This is a genomic window from Robertmurraya kyonggiensis (assembly GCF_005116465.1).
Lineage (GTDB): Bacteria > Bacillota > Bacilli > Bacillales > Cytobacillaceae > Robertmurraya > Robertmurraya kyonggiensis.
Map to the genome: position 1 here is coordinate 2,203,043 of NZ_SWBM01000001.1, position 22,391 is coordinate 2,225,433.

The following is a 22,391-nucleotide window of genomic DNA, read 5'->3' on the forward strand; positions in this document are numbered from 1 at the left end:
ACTAGTGTACCCCAAAAAGAAGTTCAAAACAAAGAAAAGAAAACCGCAGGATTTTCCTGCGGTTAGGGTTGTAGTTACACTTGTGGTTCGTCAGTCTTCTTACGTTTTTCTTTGTACGTAATGATGACACCCTTTTTCTTAAGTTCTCTTTTCTTGAATTCAACCCATAACTGAGCTGCAATAAAGATAGAGGAGTAAGTACCAACTAATAATCCAACTAACAAAGCAATTGAGAATGGTCGAATGGACTCACTTCCGAAAATCATGAGCGCAATAACTGTTAAAGTAACCATTAATACTGTATTAACGGAACGACCAAGTGTTTGTCGAAGACTCTTGTTTGCAATATCCGAAATATCCTCAAACGACTTGATTTTTCTTCTCTTTTGCATATTCTCACGCATACGGTCAAAGGTGACAATCGTATCGTTGATGGCATAACCGATAATCGTTAGCACGGCCGCAATGAAGTTTAGATCAACTTCCATACGACTTATGCTGAACACTGGGAAAATAAAGAATGTCGCATACAATAAAGCAATTATTGCAGCAACTCCCATATGGAACTCAAAACGGAAAGTTACGAAAATAACTAATCCGATTGTTGCAATAACCATTGCATATACTGCGTTTTTCGCTATTTCTTTTCCTACAGTAGGCGTTACACTACTTACGTTCGGTTCTGAACCAAACGTATCTTTAAATGACGCTTTTAATTCAGCAATTTCATCTTTTGATAGGGCATCTTTAAATCGTGCCACACCGATTTCTTTATCTTCGCCTGATATGACTATATCGTCAGTTTCATAACCGATTTTTTCAAATTCACTTGCCACAGTCTCTGTCGTAAGCGGTGAATCCGAAAGAATTTCAACACGCGTTCCTTGTGAAAAATCAATCGCTAGATTCAAACGAAGGATGCCAAGTGCAATTACACCCACAACAAATAAGATAATTGAGATTCGGAAAAATCTTTTACGACTCTTCACGAAATCGAAACGATCAAATTTTGTAGTTAAGTCTAATGTATCGACGCCTTCGGCAATATCATGTATTTGACTCGGTTTAACCCCAAACCAGCTTGGTTTATTTGCGAGTGCATCGCTGTTAACCCATAGACTTAATAGCCATCTTGATAAGTATACATTGGTGATAAAACTCACGAGAATACTAATGATTAAGCTTGTTGCAAATCCTTTAACAGAGCTTTGGCCAAAGTAAAACAATACTACACCAGCTAAAAGAGTTGTTAAGTTTGCATCTGTTACAGTAGACAAGGAACTCTCATTCCCTGCTTTGAAAGCTGCTTTAACAGACTTTCCTACCCTTAACTCTTCTCGAATTCTTTCATACGTGATGATATTCGCATCAACCGCCATACCAACCCCGAGAATTAACGCGGCAATACCAGGCAACGTCAATACAACATTCATCCAATCAAAAATAAGCAGAGTAATATAGCAATATACTGTTAGCGTGATCGTTGCAATAATTCCTGGGAAACGATAATAGAACATCATGAATAAGAAAATGGCAATTACTCCGATAATCCCAGCAATAACTGTCTTTTCCATCGCTTGCTCACCGAATTTTGCTCCTACAGACATGGAGTATTTTTCGTCAAGCTTAACAGGTAATGCCCCTGCATTTAAGAGAGAGGATAAATTAGTAGCCTCTTCTAATGTGAAATTCCCTACAATTGAAACATTATCTTGGTTGAAAATTTGACTTACAGTTGGCGCAGATAAGAATTTAGGATTCTCTTTTGTTATTTCTTCATTATAGGAATCCTTACCTTCCTCAAAATCTAACCAAATAACTAAAACGTTATTAGGCGCCATATTTAAAACTTCTTCAGTAACTTCTTTGAACTTATTAGCACTTTTTAATTCTAATGAAATACTCGGCTTTCCATTTTCATCAAAGGTTTGTTTTGCTCCATCTTCCTTTAAATCTGATCCGTCCATTAAAAGACGATCATTGGCATCACGGAAAGATAGATTTGCTTCCGTTGAAAGCATTTCTCTAGCTTCATTTTGATCTTGTACACCAGCAAGCTGAACCCTGATACGGTCCGTACCTTCAATTTGAATATTAGGTTCACTAACCCCTAATTCGTTAACACGTCGATCCAACGCGTCAGCAGTACTAGCTAGTACTTTGTCAGTAATTTTTTGTCCTTTTTCAGCAGGGCTTACTTCATATAAAACTTCAAAGCCACCCTGAAGATCAAGTCCAAGTTTAATATTGCCAACAATATTTTTTGTCGTTGCTCCAAATATTCCAATAGCGATTATCAAAAATAGAAAAAAAGCAACGATTCTACCACGTTTTACCATTATGTAGATATCCTCCTTACGGTTAAGCAAAAAACGTCAGTTAGAAACTCTGGGTTTTACTACCAAATTAGCAAAAGTCAATATTGTAATTATGAAACAGTTTCAAACAAGTGTCAATTTTCATTCGGGTCGTTTTATTTTAAAAGTTCTTTCAGTTCCTCCTCATTATCAAAGGAAAACTCTGTTAGCTTTAGGGCTTCTACTGAAGCATAATTCATATATTCTCCAGCCTTAACAGACATGACCTCTTCTACAATCTCAAACAATTTGATGTCTTCCTTTACACGCTTCCATTTCTTATTAATTAGGAAATCCCACAATTGCTGCTCTTGAATCGTCCCATATCCAAGGAGACTCAATTCTTCTACTTTACTTTTTAATGCTGGTTTAACATCATTGCGAAATCGTTCATACGCATGAACGGCCATCTGAGACTCCCCCTAGTATAAAACTAAATTATTTGCACTTGTCATGCTTTGTCCACTAAGGTGCATATAAATAATTGTATATGATCAAACGACTTTCATAAAGAAACTTCGATAAAAAAGTAGCAAAATATACCTAAATCTCGTTGAAACACTTTTTTAGATTCATATTTTGCTTGATTTACATAGAGAAGAAGGCGGGAGCATAATGTCCAAGTTTTTGAAAGGTACGATTATTTTACTAGTTGCAGGGTTAGTAACAAGAATTCTTGGATTTATTAATCGTATTGTCCTAGCCCGAATGATTGGGGAAGAGGGCGTAGGATTGTACATGATGGTATTCCCGACTCTTATGCTTGTCATTGCCATTACCCAGCTCGGCCTACCAGTAGCAATTTCAAGGAGTGTTGCAGAAGCAGAGGCCCAAGGCGATTTTAGAAAGATTAAGAAAATCCTTGTCGTATCGTTAGCAACCACGGTTTCCTTATCGCTTATTTTTACACCAGCCCTATTTTTCAGTGCAACATACTTGTCAGACCTTTTATTTACAGACGATCGCACAAAATGGCCGTTACTTGCGATTACACCAATCATTCCAATTGTCGCCGTATCTGCGGTCATTCGAGGGTACTTCCAAGGTCGACAAAACATGAAACCAGCAGCCTATTCGCAAGTGATTGAGCAAATCGTGAGGATTGCGTTAATTGCCGTATTCACCAAAATGTTTTTACCATATGGAATTGAATATGCTGCAGCAGGAGCAATGCTAGCAGCTGTTATCGGTGAACTACTTTCGATGATTTATTTGTTTACAGCGTTTAAGATGAAAAAGAAGTTCCGGGTAAGAAAAAAGTTTTTCTCACAAATAAAGGCTGGAAGATCCACATTTCGAGAGCTGATGGGGGTAAGTCTTCCGACACTTGGGAGCAGATTAATTGGGAATCTTTCGTGGTTTTTTGAACCAATCGTAGTTTCTCTGAGTTTGGCTCTGGCAGGGATTGGGACTGCTCTTGCAACAAAACAATACGGCTCACTTACGGGATTTGCCATGCCACTTTTGGCATTACCTTCTTTTATTACGTATTCCTTATCCACATCGCTCGTACCAGCTATTAGTGAAGCCCATTCGAAACAAGATACAGGGTTAATCGAATACCGGTTGCAGCAGGCTCTTCGCTTTGTCTTTTTGACTGGTGGACTAGCTATCGTCATTATGTATGTATTAGCAGAACCGCTTATGAAAGCGATGTACGGTTCTGCATCAGGCTTCTTTTTTATTAAAATAATGGCTCCATTTTACCTGCTCTATTATTATCAGGGTCCCCTTCAAGCGACTCTACAGGCATTAGATCTTGCAAGAGCTGCTATGATCAACAGTTTAATAGGCTCTGCTGTAAAACTAGCTGTTATTTTCGCACTTGCGAGTCAGCCGAACTTCGGCATTAATGGGGTTGCACTGGGAATCATTGTCGGTATCGTATTAGTGACCTTCCTTCACTTTGCCACAGTCATGAAAAAGATTTCCTTTACCTTTTATGTACGAGATTATTTGTTAGCATTTCTTGTAATGGGACTCTCTGGTTGGGCTGGAGCACTAACCTATCAACAGTTATCAGGAGAAATGTCGATCGTGATGAAACTTATCATTGCTACACTTGTTATTAGTTTCGCATATTGTTCACTTCTACTGGCATTTGGATTAATTCGCAAGAACGACCTTAATCGCATCCCGATAATTGGCCAAGCACTTTCAAGGTTAGCCTTTCGATAGGAACAGAATGAAAGGAGGCAGGTAGTGTACCCGCCTCCTTTCACATTGGACTTTTCACATCAATGAAGAACTCCCCGTCCTGAAAACTACAAAAGGAGATGTTTTTGATCTCCTTATAGCCCTTTTTTCGAAGCTCTTGTCTCAGCCATAACTGATTTTTTTCAATTCGTTCGAGATTTTTTTCCTGTATCTCGCCATCGACAATGAGAGGAATCGTAATCCCTCCAATTTTCTCTTCCTTTTTAAAAACAGTCAGCTTTCCAGAAGTTTCTAAAATCGCAAATTCCACATCAGCGATGTTACGAATATTATTCTCTCTAAGCTGTAGCAACAGATCATCAAAATTGTATCTTTGTTTTTTCATCTCTTTTTCATCAATTTTCCCATGATTGATGATCAAAATAGGTTTTCCTTCCACAACATCCCGAAACTTTTTGCTTTTGAGCGAGATAAGGGCAAAAACAATTTGGATCGTCATTAAAAGAATCATTGGTATAACGCTATGATATAGCTCGTCACGTGGTTTTTCTATCGCGATAACAGCCATTTCCGCAATCATAATATACACAACTAAATCTAAAATACTTAATTCTCCAATCTCGCGTTTACCCATTGCACGAAAAATCACGATAATAAGTGCATACAAAAAGACCGTCCTAATTAATATGGTGAAAATCTCATGCATCCCTGATCCCCTTTTTCATAAAAAATACCTGTACTCTCTTATTATGAACGTTAATGACAAATATATTTCAATATGTCCTAATTTCTTCTCTTCTTAACTTGTGAAAACTAAGAAATTAGATAACAAAAAGATTCTATTTTTCCTACAATTTGAATAAGCATGTACTAAGAATATGGAATAGCTCTATAAAGAAAACATTGCTACTTTTAGTTGAGGGGAGAGGTTCAAAATAGAGGAGTCAAAAAGCTTTGGGAGTGCGGTTTTATTCGGCGTAATTGCGGTTTTTTTACTGCTGATTATTAGTAGTTTTATTTTTTCACTTATTTTAAGATTTACGTCTACACAGGAATCTTCACTTGGAATTGTGACGACTGCCATTACTTTTATTACTCTATTTGTTGGAGGTTTTGTTTCAGGAGGTAAGGGCAAGCAAAAAGGTTGGCTTATCGGATCATTAACAGGAATTCTATATACCCTAATCATTTTCTTATTTCAATATCTGGGGTATGATAGCTTATTTTCCGTCGAACAAATCATTTATCATGTCTGCTACATTTTAACGGCTATGATGGGTGGTATTCTTGGAGTCAATATAACAACACCGAAAACTCGGAGTGTATAAAAACAAAAGCGCCCTAGATTGAATAGGGCGCTTTCTGTTATTATTAGCTCTTTGCTAACATATCACTTGTTTCTGGTGCAGACTCAACTACGTCACGTACAGCTGCACGGTCGTATGTAAGACGGCTTCCATCTCCACATTTGATAACAATTTTACCTTCATCAACTGCATCGACGATACCATGTAATCCACCAATCGTGACAATCTTGTCACCTTTTTTTAAGTTCGTTTGCATTTGTTGAACTGCTTTTTGACGCTTTTGTTGTGGGCGAATTAATAAAAAGTAGAAAATCGCAAACATTAAAATAAGTGGTGCTATTGTTCCTAAAGTGCCTCCCATATATTTAACCTCCCTTCAAAACTATTCTCATAACTTATTTAGAAGTTTTTTGCATCGGGCTTATTGAAGCCATATCTTTCAAAAAATTCTTCTCGGAAGTCCCCTAATCGATCCTCACGAATTGCTTCACGGACTTGCTCCATTAATTTTAACAGAAAATATAGGTTATGATAAGTCGTAAGTCGAATTCCGAACGTTTCATCACAACGAATTAAGTGGCGAATGTAAGCGCGGCTATAATTTTTACATGTATAGCAATCGCAATTCGGATCAATTGGTCCAAAATCTCTCGCAAATTTAGCGTTTTTCACAACAAGACGACCTTCGCTTGTCATCAATGTACCATTGCGGGCAATCCTTGATGGCAACACACAATCAAACATATCGATTCCACGAATCGCTCCATCGATCAATGAATCAGGAGAACCAACTCCCATTAAATATCTTGGCTTATTGTTCGGTAGCAATGGTGTTGTAAATTCAAGCACACGGTTCATGACATCCTTCGGCTCACCAACTGACAAACCACCGACTGCATAGCCTGGGAAATCAAGAGACACAAGATCCTTCGCACTTTGCTTTCGTAGTTCTTCATATTCTCCACCTTGAACAATTCCAAAGAGACCTTGATCATTTGGACGCTGATGAGCATTTAAGCATCGCTCCGCCCATCTAGACGTTCTTTCAACCGACTTCTTCATATAATCAAAAGTTGCGGGGAAAGGAGGACATTCGTCAAATGCCATCATAATATCAGAACCAAGGGCATTTTGAATTTCCATCGCTTTTTCTGGAGATAAAAATAGCTTATCTCCGTTCAGATGATTTCGGAAGTGAACACCTTCTTCTTCAATCTTACGGAACTCACTTAAGCTAAACACTTGGAATCCACCTGAATCTGTTAAAATGGCGCGGTCCCAATTCATAAATTTATGAAGTCCACCAGCTTCTTTGACAATTTCATGTCCAGGGCGTAACCATAAATGATAAGTGTTACTTAGGATAATCCCTGCTCCCATTTGTACTAATTCTTCAGGGGACATCGTTTTAACCGTCGCAAGTGTCCCAACTGGCATAAATACAGGTGTTTCAAAAGAACCGTGTGGTGTATGTACGCGCCCAAGTCTTGCACCAGTTTGTTTACATGTTTTAATTAATTCATAACGTATTGCTGTCAATCTACCGTACCTCCTGCTTCTTTTAGAAGCTACTAAATAATAACTTTGTCTAAATAATTAACATCGCATCGCCAAAGCTAAAGAAACGATACTTTTCCTCAACTGCTGTATTATAGGCGTTCAACACATGTTCTCTACCTGCTAACGCACTCACTAACATAATGAGCGTTGATTTTGGCAAATGAAAATTTGTAATCATTCCATCAATCGCTTTAAATTCATAGCCTGGATAAATAAAAATACTTGTCCATCCACTAGCCGCAACAAATTTCCCATCATATGCACTCGCAATGGTTTCTAACGTTCTTGTGGAAGTCGTCCCTACAGTAACTATTCTTCCCCCATTTTGGCGAACCTCATTAAGCAACGTTGCTGTCTCTTCTGATACTTGATAGAATTCTGCATGCATTTCATGTTCATCGATATCATCCACACTTACAGGACGGAATGTACCAAGCCCTACATGCAACGTAATAAAAGCAATATGTACGCCCATTTCCTTTAACTCTTCTAAAAGAGTTTCCGTAAAATGAAGTCCTGCCGTTGGTGCTGCCGCTGATCCCCGTTCCTTGGCATATACCGTTTGATAGCGGTCTTTGTCCTCTAGTTGCTCCTTTATATAAGGTGGTAGAGGCATTTCGCCTAAGGCTTCTAGCACTTCATAAAAGATTCCCTCATAACTAAACTTAAGGAGTCGGCCACCATGCTCCTTTTCACCAACACAAATAGCGGAAAGAAGGCCATTACCAAAAGTAATAACAGAACCTTCCTTAATCCGCTTCGCTGGTTTTACAAGGGTTTCCCATGTATCTCCTTCGACCTGTTTTAAAAGAAGCACTTCAATTTTTGCACCTGTGTCTTCTTTCTCGCCGAATAGCCTTGCAGGTAAAACTCTCGTATCGTTTAAAACAATACAGTCTCCCGCACGCAAATAGTTTTTTATATTTTTAAAAGTCTCATGTTCAATTTCACCAGTTTCTTTGTTTAAAACCATAAGTCTACTGCTCGTACGATCTTGCAGCGGGGTTTGCGCAATCAATTCTTCTGGCAAATGAAAATCAAATAAATCTACCTTCAATGATGTCACCCTGTTTCTAGTAAATAGCTGCTAAATATTTTTTATTGCGACGGTAATTCCATGTGGAAATGTTGATATACAAGGTCTGTTACCATGCGCCCTCGAGGAGTTCTTTGAAGAAAACCAATCTGTAACAAATATGGCTCATATACATCCTCAATAGTTGTCGCTTCTTCTCCTATTGTGGCCGCAATCGTTTCTAATCCTACTGGACCACCGCGAAATTTCTCAATGATCCCTCTTAATAATTTATGGTCAATATGGTCTAAGCCTAAACGATCGACCTGAAGAAGCTCCAACGCCTCCTGTGCCAATTGATGGTCAATTGCTCCATTGCCACGAACCTGAGCAAAATCACGGACTCTTCGTAATAGACGATTAGCAATCCTTGGAGTTCCCCTTGATCGTCTCGCAATTTCAACTGCTGCCTGAGGTTCAATCTCAATTTCATAAACCTCAGCTGTTCGAATGGCAATCTCCCTTAATTGGTCTTCACGATAATACTCTAATCTACTTAGTACACCAAATCGGTCACGAAGAGGTGCAGATAAAGCTCCCGCTCTTGTTGTCGCTCCAACTAGTGTGAAAGGTGGGAGTTCCAAGCGAACGGACCTAGCGCTCGGACCAGTTCCAATTACGATATCTAGACAAAAATCCTCCATTGCAGGATAAAGGACTTCCTCAATTGAACGTGGAAGTCGATGAATTTCGTCAATGAATAGGACATCTCCTGGCTCTAATGCTGTTAAAATGGCGGCTAAATCGCCTGGTCGTTCAATCGCTGGACCTGCAGTTGTTCGAATATGTACACCCATCTCATTCGCGATAATCGTAGCTAAAGTCGTTTTTCCAAGGCCTGGCGGGCCATATAGTAAAACATGATCCAACGTTTCTTTTCGTAGCTTAGCAGCTTGTATAAATACTTCGAGATTTTCTTTTACTTTATCTTGCCCAATATATTGTCTAAGGGTTTGAGGACGTAAGCTTTGTTCTAGGGAGAGTTCCTGCATATCCGCCTCACCTGAAACAATCCGTTCATCCATTCTCGTCACCCCTTTCGTAGGTTTCCATTTTAGTACAAATTTACGCTTTTAAATGCACGATCAGCGTAATAATTTTTGTAATCCCAATTTTATGTACTGATCCGTTGATAAAGATTCCTTCTGAAGAACTGGCTCAATCTTCTTGATTTCTTTTTCAGAATATCCTAATGCCTTCAGAGCCAACATTGCTTCTTCCAACTCTTGATTCGTAGCCTGAACCGTTCTTTCGCCTCTTTCTGGCGCAAATAAGTCTGGGAAGAAATCCGGTACCACATTTTGAAGCTTTCCTTTTAAATCAAGAATCATTTGTCTTGCAGTCTTCTTCCCGACCCCTGGGAACTTCACTAAGAAAGCTTCGTCCTCATTTTCTATTGCATCAACAACCTGTTCTGGTTCGCCTGATGCTAGAATGGCTAAAGCACCTTTTGGGCCAATTCCCGAAACGTTTAGTAATTTTGTAAAAAGTGTTTTTTCCTGTCGAGATTGAAAGCCATATAACGCCATGATATCTTCACGGACATAATGATATGTATACACCTTTGCTTCTTGACCTTGATCCTTTGAATAAATAAACGGATTTGGCGTCATAATTTGAAACCCAATCCCGTTCGTTGCTAGTACTATATATTCAGGTCCTACAAAATCAACCTTACCTTCGATAAACTCAAACACTACATTCGCCCCTCTATTTTGCTGTACCCCATTGTATCATAGTTTCGGTTTCTCATAAAGAAACTATAGCGTTCAAAAATGAGTGGGCAAAATAAAAAGAACCGATTTACTCGGTCCCTAATTTGCTTGTTTATCCAAGGTATAATGTTTAAATGTTTCTAGCACTTCCACATAACGATCCTTATTTTTTATCCGTATACCTTGTTTCAATTCCTCTTGTTTCTTGCTTTCAAGCTTTCCCATGTCTAATTGAAAAAAAGTATGGATGATTTTCGACGTTTGCGGCCTACCATTAAAAATCGTTAAGGTACCATCGCTAGAAATCCCGAAATAGCCATTCGTTTTTAATAAAGGAGAGATATCATCGACATATTCACGAAAAACCACTTCATTCTCCGTCATGTCTATTAACTCCCAGTCCTCATATTTAGCCCAAAAATCTTCCATCGACCAAATCGTTTCCTTGACGATTTCTTGGCTGTATTCCCCATCTAAGTACATTCTTTCTAGGACAACCTGTACTTCGATTGGGTCAAAATCCATCGTTTCTTTTGAATCATTCATTTGCCCATGAACTGGCACACTATATTCAAATCCAATGAATAGAATTGCAAACAATATAGAAATCATAGACCTTTTGTTTAGCACATTGGTCACCTCGTTTAGCGCCTGTTTTGGCCAAATTCATTTTAAAAACTCCAATACTATTGTGACCATTTTTTCATAAAATATCCTTTTTTTCGGAAAGGATTTTTTCAAAGAAGGCTGTTTTCGTATTGATTGTTGTTAAAATCCTACTACCGTTGGCCAGCGGCCGCTGGCTATCAGCCGATTTTAACGTAGAAATTGCTATTTAGTGCTTCCTAAATAGTTTACAAGCTCTTTTCTCATTGATTTACGACTAATTATCATTAAAAACAAAGATAAATTCATTGATTTTTTGCTCCAATAGCAACAAAGTTTGAGAAAAGAGCCTCAAAGAAAGAAGCCAGCTCGAATTGCGGCTGACTTCTTCCTGCTAGCGGTTATTATTGATGGACTTAAAGATATTATCGATTTCCTCATTGACCATATCTTTTGGGCCACCTTCACGTAGATCATTATCAAGCGTACGAACTCGACTATACGTACTATCATCGGTAGCAATTGTAAGAGATTTTCCATTTAATTGTGGATTTACCGCATCCTCGATAGAAGCCTTTGTTTCATTTACCCGCCCTTGATCCTCTAGCACCGCCGCCACGAGAACTTGATCGCCATGGATAAGTGCACGAGCATCTGCCACATTCACAACAGAAGCGGCATTCTTACCGATTTTTTTAGCCAAAGTCCCACTATAGTTTGTATAATAGGCACTTCTTGCCCCACCATTTAGATTATTTAAATGGCCATGATAATTTCGGTCACTGCGACTAAATAAAGTATCCCTATACTTCCCATCTGGTGCTGATTCATTATTAACTCCTCTTATGGTGCTTTCTTCACCCTCGCCGCCTAGGGTATGGTCCATTAATTCTGTTGCAGGACCATCGTTATCTTCATTTATCCAATCTGTGTTTCCTCCACTTTCCTCATGATGTTCATTTGAATAATAGCCCATTGGGAGAGCTGGGTTTACATCTCCATCCGTTGCTTCATCATTATTCCCACAGGCTGTCAGTCCTATCGCCATAAGAATCGTGGCCGGAACCATTAATTTTTTTTGCATTGAAATACCCCCCTTACACTAGATAAGAGCATGACCAATGCTCTCTATTAGAGTGTGAGGGTTATTCATTTTTCATTCTGTCAGATACGACCATTCTTTGGATTTGATCAAAAAATCGTCGTCTTGAATGGAATTGACTAACTGTGAAATCAAGCAATTGTTGCACGAATTCCGTTTTATCGTAATGGTTTTCTCGAATCAAATAATTCCACTCACGAAAAATATCCGTCGGAAAAGCTAAGCCATACAGAAAAAACTTCTCCTTCAGGAATGGCTTCATTTTTTCAAAACGATTAAGTTCTTCCATGGACCAATCGATAAAAGGCAGAATTCGATTCGCGAATTGGAGATAATCGAATCGTTGATTTCCAAGCGCAATCAAATCAAAATCGATTAAGTATAACTCTCCATTTAAAGAACGAATAAAATTATGATGCGCAAGATCCCCATGCAATACTACAACTGATTCATCTTCGATAGTGGCCCACTCTCTTTCTATACCTTCCAAAGACCAAGTTGCCCATGCGAGCAATTCGTAGAGCAGTTCTTCTTTTATTAATAATTTGATGAAAGTAAGATTGCTTATAAATTCGGTAACGCGCCGTCTCCACTTGTTGACGAGAGGGTATTTTTTAAGTGGATACATACTTAGCTCGACCGAACTCTCAGATAAGCGATGAAATTTTTCTAAAAGAATTAGACCTTCATGTCTATCTTTTGGATTGTTAAAGGTGAAAGGCGTTGATGATGGGGGAATGTATTCTAAACATCCATAGTATACATTTTCAAAAAACAATGGTTCCTGTTCTTCAAAAAGAAAAAAAGATGTGTGAAGAAAACCAGCTTTCTTTAAATCCGCTATTAATAATTGCTGCTTGCGCAGAAGCTCATAAAAACGAAAGCTTTTTAATATAAATGGGCCAAGAGAACTTTCAACGAAATATATTTTTCTCCCGAATGGTTTTATGTACATGATTTCGCATGGTAATTGGCTATTTAAATAAGAGAAGAGACGATTCAAAAAAAAATCGTCTCCGGTATGATTAATCATCCAAATCTTCACTTTGTGGAAGATTTCCTGTCGGACCATATGGATTCAAATAGGGATTGCCGACGAATGGTTGTGGATAGATTGGAGCTCCACTCCATCCATAATTACTAGGACCATACGTGCCTAATAATCTTGGACCTCCACATCCACAGTCATCCATAGGACCTTGGTATGCTCCAGCTACTCCTGGCATATTTGGCATGTTTGGACCTTGGTATGCTCCAGCTACTCCTGGCATATTTGGCATGTTTGGACCTTGGTATGCTCCCATTACTCCTGGCATTTGTGGCATATTTGGGCCTTCATATGCTCCCATTACTCCTGGCATGTTCGGCATGTTTGGGCCTTCGTATGCTCCCATTACTCCTGGCATATTCGGCATGTTTGGGCCTTCGTATGCTCCCATTACTCCTGGCATTTGTGGCATATTTGGACCTTGATATGCTCCCATTACTCCTGGCATTTGTGGCATATTCGGACCTTCATATGCTCCCATTACTCCTGGCATTTGTGGCATATTTGGGCCTTCATATGCTCCCATTACTCCTGGCATGTTCGGCATGTTTGGATCTTCATATGCTCCCATCACTCCTGGCATTTGTGGCATATTTGGACCTTGATATGCTCCCATTACTCCTGGCATTTGTGGCATATTTGGGCCTTCATATGCTCCCATTACTCCTGGCATATTCGGCATATTTGGACCTTCATATGCTCCCATTACTCCTGGCATATTCGGCATATTTGGACCTTCATATGCTCCCATTACTCCTGGCATGTTCGGCATATTTGGACCTTCATATGCTCCCATTACTCCTGGCATGTTCGGCATATTTGGACCTTCATGTGCCCCGGCCACCTCTGGCATCATCGGCATATTTGGGCCTTCATGTGCTCCCATTACTCCTGGCATATTCGGCATATTTGGACCTTCATATGCTCCCATTACTCCTGGCATATTCGGCATATTTGGACCTTCATATACTCCCATTACTCCTGGCATGTTCGGCATGTTTGGGCCTTCATATGCTCCAGCTACTTCTGGCATCATTGGCATATTCGGACCCTCATATGCACCCGCCACTCCTGGTATTGGGTACATAGGCGGCGGACATGGATGATGGTGATGAAAAGCCGGAAGTGGACCTGGACCTGGCATCACTGGTGACACTGGAAATAAGTGAGCTGGATAAGGCGGAAATGGATATGGCGCTTGCATCATTGGCGCCACCTGTTCTTGTGGCATTGCTGGCATATTTGCCATAGGTGACAATGGTGCATTTGCTTGTGCACCCATTACCCCTAATGGTTGATTCGGAAACATCGGTGATTCTTCTTCGTCGTAAGCACTTTCTACTCCAGGTAAATTTGGAAAATTAGGCTGGTCAAACGCACCTTGAACCTGCGGGAATGGTTGATTCGGATATCCTGCACCTTGCATCGCTGGAGAAACAGGATAAAATGGTTTATTGGGATACATCGGTTGTTGCGTACCTCCTTTGGTTGGCTGTTCTTCTTCCTTCGCAGCCTTTTGTTTAGGTTCGTATGGTTGTATTTTTGGCATAATATTCGTTGACTTTGGCGCTGGTTTCGGCGCTGCATTAATATTGGCCATATTCATCGTAAAGTAATTATTAATATCGATCTCTGGAAGAATCGGTTTTGGCATTTTTGGCACATATGGTTTTTTGGCAACTTCTGCTTTTGGTGCTTCTTGAACAGGAGCAGGTGCTTGCTCAGCTGCCTGGATAGGTGCTTCTTTTGGCTGTTCTTTTACGAATGGGAGCTGCTGTTCTTTCTTTACGCCCAAATTAATTTTTGTTTCTTTACCGCCAATGGTAGCCTCTTTTGTTACGCTTCCACTTGCAGTCGGAACTTTTATTTTCATACCGGGCATAATCATGTCAGGATTACTGAGCTGGGAATTTAATTTTTTCAGCTCTTCAAAATTCACGCCATATTTCTTGGCGATTTTCCAAAGAGTATCCCCTTTCTGAACGATATGGATCTTCACGCTGTCTTCCCTCCTATGCAAATGTCCATATATTGTATGATGGTGTAGGTAATTTGCTAATAATCTTCAAAAAAACTTATGCTTTACCAAGAAAAATTATGATATTGGATGTGGGAACAATTTCTAAATGAGTCGAAAAATATCATTATTCTGATCGAATTGGTCGACCTGTTAAACGATCTACGATAAACTTTAAATATATGGAATAAAAAAGGGTGAGTTACATTGAATGGAAAAAAAATACTAGGTGAAGAAAGAAGAGAGTTCATCTTAAGTTTACTTAAAACAAGCAGAGAGCCCCTTACTGGGAGTGAATTAGCCACTAGAACCAATGTCAGCAGACAAGTCATTGTTGGAGACATCACACTCTTAAAGGCTAAAAATGAACCGATTATTGCAACAAGTCAAGGATATTTATATATGAGCCAATCTTCTACCTTTAAAAAATTCAAACGGATCATTGCCTCTTCCCATACACCGGAAAGAGCAGAAGAGGAATTACTCCTATTAGTGAATCATGGTGTGACAGTAGTAGATGTTAAAATCGAACATTCTGTTTACGGAGACTTAACTGCTTCCATCATGGTCTCTTCGCCAAAGGAAGTCGAACATTTTGTAGAAAAAATCAAGACGACTAAAGCGTCCTATCTTTCAGAATTAACAGAAGGCATTCATCTTCATACGATTTCAGCTCCTTCTGAAGAAGCATTGGACAAAGCTGTAGAAGCCCTTAGGGAAAATGGATTTCTAATTGAATAAGTGTTAGTGCAGCTGCAGATTGTCAAACCTTCTGGCGTTTGTAGTGCCGTTTTCAGTACCATATCTGGGTGTTGGAGAGCTTATCAATCGGGGGATAAGAGGATTCAATTGATTTTTTTTTAAAATAGAAGGAAAAATTTCCTCTATTCAGTAATAAGTATAAAAAAAGGCTTAAATAGACGTAGAAATTCCGTCAATGGACTCGAAAAATGCGAATATGGGGGATTTTTCTTTGCAAAAACGGAAATCTTTCCCTTATTTCCCTCGAAACGAGCTCCATTCTGCATTTAACCGGATAATCTCCGCTAACTTACTTTTGCAGGGTACTCGATTCAAGTCAAGACATCCTAATTAAAAGAGAGAACCATGCAAGCGAAGGATTTTGCCCATAGTGGATCTAAAAAGGCAGGAAATATCCCTGCCTTATTTTTTATTAATATGATAATATGGATAACTCCCTAACACTTTAACTGTAGAGCCTAGAGCTTCTAATTCTGCAATGGCACCTGGAATCAAGACATCATCCATGCTCATTTCAATGTCGACAATGAAGAAATAATTGCCTAATCCCGTTTTCGTTGGACGGGATTCGATTTTAGATAAATTCAGCTTTCTCCAAGCAAAAGCGGATAAAACTTGATGTAACGCACCAGAGCGGTCGTCATCTGGCAAAGTAATCATCAAAGTCGTTTTATTACCTGCAACCTGTAATGTTTGGTTCACCATTTCAATGGGTTGTTTCGCTAAAACAATAAAACGCGTATGGTTAAAATCAAAATCATGAATATCAGCCTTCGCAATCGTTAATCCATATTCCTTTGCAGCAAGCTCATTCGCAATAGCAGCAGCCTTTATTTCTGGATGCTCCAGAACATATTTTGCTGCCGCTGCTGTAGAGGTAACACTAATTCTTTTCATACCCTTACATTGATGATGAAGAAATTTATGGCATTGAGCAATGGCATGAGAGTGACTATAGATGACCTCTATCTGTTGCCAATCGTGCTGATGATCGGGATGAACCATTAAATGCTGTCGAATTGGAGCTGTTACTTCTGCTAAAATCGGAAGATTCATTTCATGAATTAAGTAATCAAGTGTAATATTGACCGAACCTTCAAGTGCGTTTTCTAACGGTACCACACAAGCATCTACTTCGTCTTTTATAACAGCATCCAGGCAATCTGGAATCGTAATATAGGGAATACCTTCATCATTCGGAAAAAGTTCACGTACTGCAATATCCGTAAACGTTGCATTCGGACCCAAAAAAGCTATTTTCATTATGCCTTTCCTCCCCTGAAGCTCATCCTTTTCTTTATATACAGGACGCCTTTACTCTATTCTCTTATGCCCCCGAACCTAATACCTCTACATTTTCAACAAATTCAAGCTTTCTTAAGTTCGATAAAAGCTCATTAATTTCGATCACCATCCCTGTAATATTCAAAGAAAGCGTCACTTGAGCTCTTCCTTGTAACGGAATGGTTTGGTGGATCGTTAACACGTTACATCCAGCTGAAGCAACGACCCCTAATAGCTGAGAGAGCGTGCCTGAACGATCCTCTAAATGAAAAAATAAGGTGATTAACTTTTCTTTTACGATTGTGTGAAAAGGGAAAACCGTGTCGCGGTACTTATAAAAAGCACTGCGACTTAAATCAACCTGTTGTACAGCATCCCATACTGATTCTACTTTTTTTCGCTCGATCATTTCCTTTGCCTCAAGAGTCTTCTTCATTGCTTCAGGCAAAACATCCTCACGAACCAAGTAGAATTTCTTATCTAATTTATCTTTACTCATATTCCCCACTCCAGTACAAAACGGCAATTAATCAAGGAATTCAAATTCGTAATCTAACAGTTTAACGATATCGCCATTCTTGATACCACGTTCTCTAAGGGCATCATCTATACCCATTCCTCGAAGCTGTCTTGCAAAACGGCGGACTGATTCATCTCTTGAGAAGTCTGTCATCTTAAATAGACGCTCAACTGCATCACCCGAAACAACAAAGCTGCCATCAGACTCTCTTGTAATGACAAATTCCTTTTGATCTGCTTCATGCTTATAAAGAACTCGATTAACCTCTGATTCTTCCTCATGTACAAGAGGGAATTCAGGTGTTTCTTCAATTTTATCAGCAATTGCAAATAGAAGATCTCTTAATCCCTTTCTCGTCACTGCTGATATTGGAAAAATCGGATAGTCCTCCTGCAGCTGAGATTTAAATTTCTCTAAATTTTCTTCTGCTTCTGGCATGTCCATTTTATTCGCAACAATAATTTGTGGTCTTTCTGTCAGCCTTAAGTTATACTCTTTTAATTCATTATTGATGGTTACATAATCCTCATATGGATCTCTTTGTTCCATTGCAGCCATATCGATGACATGAACGATTACACGCGTTCTTTCGATATGTCTTAGGAATTGGTGACCTAACCCTACGCCAGAGTGGGCACCTTCAATTAATCCCGGTAAATCAGCCATAACGAAGCTTCGGCTATCTTCGGTTTCAACCATTCCTAAGTTTGGAGCAATGGTTGTGAAATGATAGTCTGCAATTTTCGGTTTCGCAGAAGAAACAACCGATAGTAAGGTTGATTTTCCAACACTCGGGAACCCTACAAGACCCACATCAGCAAGAAGCTTTAATTCTAATACCACTTCTTTTTCAATTCCAGGCTCTCCATGCTCAGATAGCTCAGGAGCTGGGTTGGCAGGTGTCGCAAATCTTGAGTTTCCTCTTCCGCCACGTCCACCTCGAGCAATAACCGCTCTTTGACCATGTTCCGTTAAGTCAGCGATAACTTCTTTTGTTGCTGCATCAGTCACAACTGTGCCCGGTGGTACTTTTACAATCATGTCCTTCGCATTTCGACCATGCTGATTTTTAGACATGCCGTGCTCACCACGTGGTGCTTTAAAATGACGTTTGTAGCGAAAATCCATTAACGTTCTTAGACCTTCTTCTACTTCAAAAACAACGTCTGCACCCTTTCCGCCGTCGCCACCAGCTGGGCCACCTTTTGGTACATATTTTTCACGACGAAATGCGACCATTCCATTGCCGCCATCTCCGCCTTTAACATATATCTTAACCTGATCTACGAACATTTTTGTTCCTCCCGTCGGTAGTAGCTAAATCAATGAATCATCACATGACGAGAATCCACCATTTTTTATTGATATGGTAAAAATACTTCAAGTGATAGCTCTTGTTCTGAAAGCTCATGCACTTTATTTTCAATGGATGATTGCTGTTGTAAAAATTGTTGAACTTGCTCTATGTCTGTTATTATTCCTCTAAAATCAAAAAAGAAACCGATGCCTGATGGTTGTCTTTCAATCGTTACAGACAAATGATTTTCGTGAAAAGCTTTAATGGATTTGTCTAATTCTTCTAGAAATCCAATTGTCCAATTAGCAAGTAGCTCATCATTAATATAACTACTTGTTGAACCATGTATGTCTTCTATGATTTCAAATTCAAGGTGAATGGAATGACTTTCCCAATTATATGTAAGAAGCAATGCTGCAAACTGAGGAATGTTAAGGTTGGATAGCTTCGTTTCTTGCCTAGTCTCATCCACGATTTCATTAATAATCTCTTTGACGCGGTCGATTTTGTTTAAAGAAAGATTCCCTTTTATCAATTGAATTTTATTTAGCCAATCATGTCGAGTGTGTCGTAATATCTCAACAGTGTCCCAATCTTTTTTCATACAAAGCACTCCTAAGTATAACTGCCTTCTTCTTGCTAGTATATCAAAAAAAATCAGTATATAGGCTAGTTTTCAGATTCGTTTTTTGATATCCGTTAAAAATGAGTTATTCACCCTGATTCTTAACTGTGAAATAAGGGTAATTCGGTCTAAAAATGTTGGCTTAAAACTGACATATCGGTCTACAATCGAGTATATCGGTCTTCGTCCAAGTATATCGGTCTTTATCCAATTATATCGGTCTTCGTCCAAAAATATCGGTCTTCAATCGATTATATCGGTCAAAACCAAAAATCACACTCAAATGCCACCGCCCCTAAAAGCTAAAAAAACTCTAACCAAAGCGGTTAGAGTTTTTAAAGACTTAAGCTTCTTGAGCTACTGGGTAGACGCTCACTTGCTTACGGTCACGTCCTAGGCGTTCGAATTTAACGACACCATCCACTTTCGCGAATAGAGTATCGTCTCCACCTTTACCTACGTTCACACCTGGATAAATCTTTGTTCCACGTTGACGATAAAGGATAGAACCACCTGTTACGAACTGACCATCTGCACGTTTAGCACCAAGGCGCTTAGAGATTGAGTCACGACCGTTCTTTGTAGAACCTACTCCCTTTTTAGAAGCGAAAAACTGAAGATCTAATCTTAACATTACTATTCCACCTCCTACTTTTTGAAGGTTATTTTTATATATTTCCCATAATCTCTTTCAATCGTCTGTAAAGACACGATCATCCCTTCAAGCAATAGCTGTACCTTCTCTTGAACGTCTTCCGAGAGATTATCAGGAATAACGCAGCGGAGAAAGCCATTTTCTTCTTGCTCAATTTCTGGTTCCACTTTCGTGAGGGCGATAATGGAATTAATCGCTCCGAAGGAAACAGCAGAAGCTCCTGCACAAACAATGTCATTGCCATGGTTTGCAAAGAGGGCATGACCACTAATAGTAAACGATTGTATTCGTCCAGATTCAGTACGATAAATCGTTGTTTGAATCATCTTAAACCGCCTTACGCGTTGATTTTTTCAATAACAACTTTAGTGTATGGCTGACGATGACCTTGCTTCTTGTGATAGTTTTTCTTCGCTTTGTATTTGAAAACAATGATCTTCTTAGCGCGACCTTGTTTTTCAACTTTAGCTGTTACAGAAGCTCCTTCTACAACAGGGCTACCAACTTTAACGTTTTCGCCACCAACGAATAAAACCTTATCAAATGTAACTGTTTCGCCTGCTTCAGCGTTTAGCTTTTCAATGTAGATAGCTTGACCTTCTTCTACTTTGATTTGCTTACCACCAGTTTCGATAATTGCGTACATGAACTGCACCTCCTCTTAGACTCAGACTCGCCATTTCAGGTGTTTTCAAAAAGAAAAACTTTAAGACCTGGTCTGTGCGGTTGTAGCACGGGTGCGCTACAAACATAACATGAAAATATTATCATAGACCGACTATACGTGTCAATATTAATTCCAGAGCACGTCTAATTCGTTTCTTGCTCAATATCCCTCAATCCACCTAACTGTCTAATCAAATAGTAAGGTTTAGGAGCTTCTTCGATTGTAAAAAAGATTTTCATCCCGATGATTTCTTCCAATGTTTTCTGGTGCATATTACTTTCACCAGCAAAAGCATCTCTTACTACAGCTGTTGCCTCAATTAAAATGGCTTCTTCATCACGACCTCTTTGTTCCAGCAATTCTCGCTCCATTTGATAGGCAACAGTCGCAGGGCTTAACACCTTTCCGAGGCCCTCACAAGTGTTACACGATGTCATCAGGCTTTCTGAAATAGACACCTTTGTTTTCATTCTTGTTAACTGTAAAATGCCGAGTGGAGTGAAGCCAACAACTCTCGTCCTCCGCTCATCCTTTTTTAGCGCATTTTCCATTTTCCGCTTTACTTGCTCTCGCGCTTTTGAATCGACCATATCAATAAAGTCGATAAGGATAATACCTGCTAAATCTCGAATTCGAATTTGACGAGCAATTTCTTCTGCTGCTAGCTCATTTGTTTTTAACACCGTATCTTGTAATAGCTGCTTTCCTGAGAACTTCCCCGTATTCACATCAATAATCGTTAATGCTTCGGCTTCATCAAAAATCAAATAGGCACCATTTTCTAAAGGAACGACCGAGTTCAATGCTCTTTCAATTTCATGCTCTACTCGATAGGTGGAAAAAATATTTTCCTTTGCCTGATGATATACGACTTCAATTTCTGGATTCGGATTCAATAACGAAAGCTCTTTTTTCCATTCAAGCTGATCAACAACCACTGCTCCAGTCTTCATTTGTTTCATGATTGCTGTCACTTCTGCCAAAAAGGAATTTTTCTCATATAGAAGCCCCGTCCTTTTCATCCCTTTTGCGAATGTGAGCAATTGCTCGTATTTTTCTCTTAATCGCAACAACTCTCTACTAGCCTCATCTTCCGTCCGTTCCACACAATTCGTTCGAAATAGAAATCCTTCTTCTTCGTTCTTTACTTGATTCCCAAATTGGCGCCACTGTTCTCGAACTTCTGAGTTCTCTATTTTTTTCGAAACAGCCACTTGCCTACCTTTTGGCATATAAACTAAGAATTCTCCGTTCAATTCAATAATCCCAGTAAGCCTCGGACCCTTATTACCTGTTGGATCCTTTTCCACCTGAACAAGTAATTTTTCACCTTGATGAACATAAGAAGAAATATTCTTATCCTCTTTCTTTGCTAAAAAAGAAGGAAGCTTATCTCGATGGAGAAAACCATTTTTCTCTAGGCCAATATCAATAAAAGCGGCATTCATCCCAGGAAGAACCTTCTCAACCGTTCCAAAATATATGTTCCCAACCATTGATTGCATCGCTGGCTGTTCAATGACTAACTTCTCAAGTACACCTTTATTTAATAATGCATACCGTTTTTCTCTTCCCAAACTATTTACAATTAATTGTTCCACTCCAAATACCCCTTATCTTCTACATTCCTTATATTA

The 22,391-nt window shown here is 39.2% G+C and carries 23 protein-coding genes and 1 other annotated feature; of the genes, 3 read left to right on the forward strand and 20 right to left on the reverse strand.

All coding sequences use genetic code 11. The features are described 5' to 3' along the window. Positions 1–74: 74 nt before the first annotated feature. Both secDF and FA727_RS11125 read right to left on the reverse strand, forming a co-directional pair. Positions 75–2,339 (reverse strand): protein translocase subunit SecDF, encoded by a 2,265-nt coding sequence (gene secDF / locus FA727_RS11120; protein ID WP_136830946.1) that lies wholly within the window; start codon positions 2,337–2,339, stop codon positions 75–77. Between the two features lie 134 nt (positions 2,340–2,473). Next, a complete protein-coding gene (locus tag FA727_RS11125; protein ID WP_136830947.1) occupies positions 2,474–2,767 on the reverse strand; it encodes a post-transcriptional regulator in 294 nt (97 codons plus the stop codon). Between the two features lie 205 nt (positions 2,768–2,972). Here FA727_RS11125 and spoVB point away from each other — a divergent pair, with 205 nt between their 5' ends. After that, a complete protein-coding gene (gene spoVB, locus FA727_RS11130) occupies positions 2,973–4,535 on the forward strand; it encodes a stage V sporulation protein B (protein WP_136830948.1) in 1,563 nt (520 codons plus the stop codon). 40 nt (positions 4,536–4,575) lie between these two features. On the opposite strand, the gene FA727_RS11135 is transcribed toward spoVB, so the two are convergent. Then, on the reverse strand, positions 4,576–5,220 hold the full coding sequence (locus tag FA727_RS11135; RefSeq protein ID WP_136830949.1) for a DUF421 domain-containing protein: 645 nt from the start codon (positions 5,218–5,220) through the stop codon (positions 4,576–4,578). Positions 5,221–5,449: 229 nt separating this feature from the next. On the opposite strand from FA727_RS11135, the gene FA727_RS11140 reads away from it, so the two are divergent. After that, positions 5,450–5,842 carry a TIGR04086 family membrane protein gene (locus tag FA727_RS11140; RefSeq protein WP_136830950.1) on the forward strand — a complete coding sequence of 131 codons (393 nt, stop codon included), beginning with the start codon at positions 5,450–5,452 and terminating at the stop codon, positions 5,840–5,842. 43 nt (positions 5,843–5,885) lie between these two features. Here the strand turns inward: FA727_RS11140 and yajC are convergent, their stop codons facing one another. The 9 genes from yajC to safA all read right to left on the reverse strand — a co-directional run bounded on the left by yajC (position 5,886) and on the right by safA (position 14,926). Next, on the reverse strand, positions 5,886–6,182 hold the full coding sequence (gene yajC, locus FA727_RS11145; RefSeq protein WP_126407362.1) for a preprotein translocase subunit YajC: 297 nt from the start codon (positions 6,180–6,182) through the stop codon (positions 5,886–5,888). A 38-nt stretch (positions 6,183–6,220) separates the two neighbouring features. Beyond that, entirely contained in the window at positions 6,221–7,360 is a 1,140-nt protein-coding gene (gene tgt, locus FA727_RS11150) for a tRNA guanosine(34) transglycosylase Tgt (protein WP_126407364.1), read from the reverse strand. A gap of 49 nt (positions 7,361–7,409) precedes the next feature. Next, positions 7,410–8,438 (reverse strand): tRNA preQ1(34) S-adenosylmethionine ribosyltransferase-isomerase QueA, encoded by a 1,029-nt coding sequence (queA, locus tag FA727_RS11155; RefSeq protein WP_136830951.1) that lies wholly within the window; start codon positions 8,436–8,438, stop codon positions 7,410–7,412. Positions 8,439–8,479: 41 nt separating this feature from the next. Further along, positions 8,480–9,481: a Holliday junction branch migration DNA helicase RuvB gene (gene ruvB, locus FA727_RS11160; protein WP_136830952.1), complete on the reverse strand. Its 1,002-nt coding sequence runs from the start codon at positions 9,479–9,481 to the stop codon at positions 8,480–8,482. 60 nt (positions 9,482–9,541) lie between these two features. After that, positions 9,542–10,153, reverse strand: a complete 612-nt coding sequence (gene ruvA, locus FA727_RS11165) for a Holliday junction branch migration protein RuvA (protein ID WP_136830953.1) — start codon at positions 10,151–10,153, stop codon at positions 9,542–9,544. Between the two features lie 117 nt (positions 10,154–10,270). Beyond that, positions 10,271–10,783, reverse strand: a complete 513-nt coding sequence (locus FA727_RS11170) for an intercompartmental signaling factor BofC (RefSeq protein WP_136831067.1) — start codon at positions 10,781–10,783, stop codon at positions 10,271–10,273. A gap of 388 nt (positions 10,784–11,171) precedes the next feature. Then, positions 11,172–11,861 carry a YhcN/YlaJ family sporulation lipoprotein gene (locus FA727_RS11175; RefSeq protein ID WP_136830954.1) on the reverse strand — a complete coding sequence of 230 codons (690 nt, stop codon included), beginning with the start codon at positions 11,859–11,861 and terminating at the stop codon, positions 11,172–11,174. 61 nt (positions 11,862–11,922) lie between these two features. Next, a complete protein-coding gene (locus FA727_RS11180; RefSeq protein WP_158318838.1) occupies positions 11,923–12,912 on the reverse strand; it encodes a phosphotransferase in 990 nt (329 codons plus the stop codon). Continuing rightward, positions 12,905–14,926 carry a SafA/ExsA family spore coat assembly protein gene (gene safA / locus FA727_RS11185; RefSeq protein ID WP_136830956.1) on the reverse strand — a complete coding sequence of 674 codons (2,022 nt, stop codon included), beginning with the start codon at positions 14,924–14,926 and terminating at the stop codon, positions 12,905–12,907. The genes FA727_RS11180 and safA overlap by 8 nt, the downstream gene beginning before the upstream one ends. 225 nt (positions 14,927–15,151) lie before the next feature. Between safA and FA727_RS11190 the strand changes: the two genes are divergently transcribed. Beyond that, positions 15,152–15,685 carry a transcription repressor NadR gene (locus FA727_RS11190; protein WP_136830957.1) on the forward strand — a complete coding sequence of 178 codons (534 nt, stop codon included), beginning with the start codon at positions 15,152–15,154 and terminating at the stop codon, positions 15,683–15,685. Between the two features lie 423 nt (positions 15,686–16,108). On the opposite strand, the gene pheA is transcribed toward FA727_RS11190, so the two are convergent. The 8 genes from pheA to FA727_RS11230 form a co-directional block, all read right to left on the reverse strand. After that, on the reverse strand, positions 16,109–16,969 hold the full coding sequence (gene pheA / locus FA727_RS11195; protein ID WP_136830958.1) for a prephenate dehydratase: 861 nt from the start codon (positions 16,967–16,969) through the stop codon (positions 16,109–16,111). Between the two features lie 64 nt (positions 16,970–17,033). Continuing rightward, positions 17,034–17,489 carry an ACT domain-containing protein gene (locus tag FA727_RS11200; protein ID WP_136830959.1) on the reverse strand — a complete coding sequence of 152 codons (456 nt, stop codon included), beginning with the start codon at positions 17,487–17,489 and terminating at the stop codon, positions 17,034–17,036. 27 nt (positions 17,490–17,516) lie between these two features. Then, positions 17,517–18,803, reverse strand: a complete 1,287-nt coding sequence (gene obgE / locus FA727_RS11205) for a GTPase ObgE (RefSeq protein WP_136830960.1) — start codon at positions 18,801–18,803, stop codon at positions 17,517–17,519. Between the two features lie 65 nt (positions 18,804–18,868). Then, entirely contained in the window at positions 18,869–19,411 is a 543-nt protein-coding gene (locus FA727_RS11210) for a Spo0B C-terminal domain-containing protein (RefSeq protein WP_136830961.1), read from the reverse strand. A 364-nt stretch (positions 19,412–19,775) separates the two neighbouring features. After that, positions 19,776–20,066 (reverse strand): 50S ribosomal protein L27, encoded by a 291-nt coding sequence (rpmA, locus tag FA727_RS11215; RefSeq protein ID WP_126407387.1) that lies wholly within the window; start codon positions 20,064–20,066, stop codon positions 19,776–19,778. Positions 20,067–20,080: 14 nt separating this feature from the next. Beyond that, positions 20,081–20,413: a ribosomal-processing cysteine protease Prp gene (locus FA727_RS11220; RefSeq protein WP_136830962.1), complete on the reverse strand. Its 333-nt coding sequence runs from the start codon at positions 20,411–20,413 to the stop codon at positions 20,081–20,083. An 11-nt stretch (positions 20,414–20,424) separates the two neighbouring features. Further along, on the reverse strand, positions 20,425–20,733 hold the full coding sequence (gene rplU / locus FA727_RS11225) for a 50S ribosomal protein L21 (protein ID WP_019154671.1): 309 nt from the start codon (positions 20,731–20,733) through the stop codon (positions 20,425–20,427). Between the two features lie 13 nt (positions 20,734–20,746). Continuing rightward, positions 20,747–20,825, reverse strand: a sequence feature (ribosomal protein L21 leader region). 72 nt (positions 20,826–20,897) lie between these two features. Beyond that, on the reverse strand, positions 20,898–22,355 hold the full coding sequence (locus FA727_RS11230; protein ID WP_136830963.1) for an Rne/Rng family ribonuclease: 1,458 nt from the start codon (positions 22,353–22,355) through the stop codon (positions 20,898–20,900). Positions 22,356–22,391: the final 36 nt, after the last annotated feature.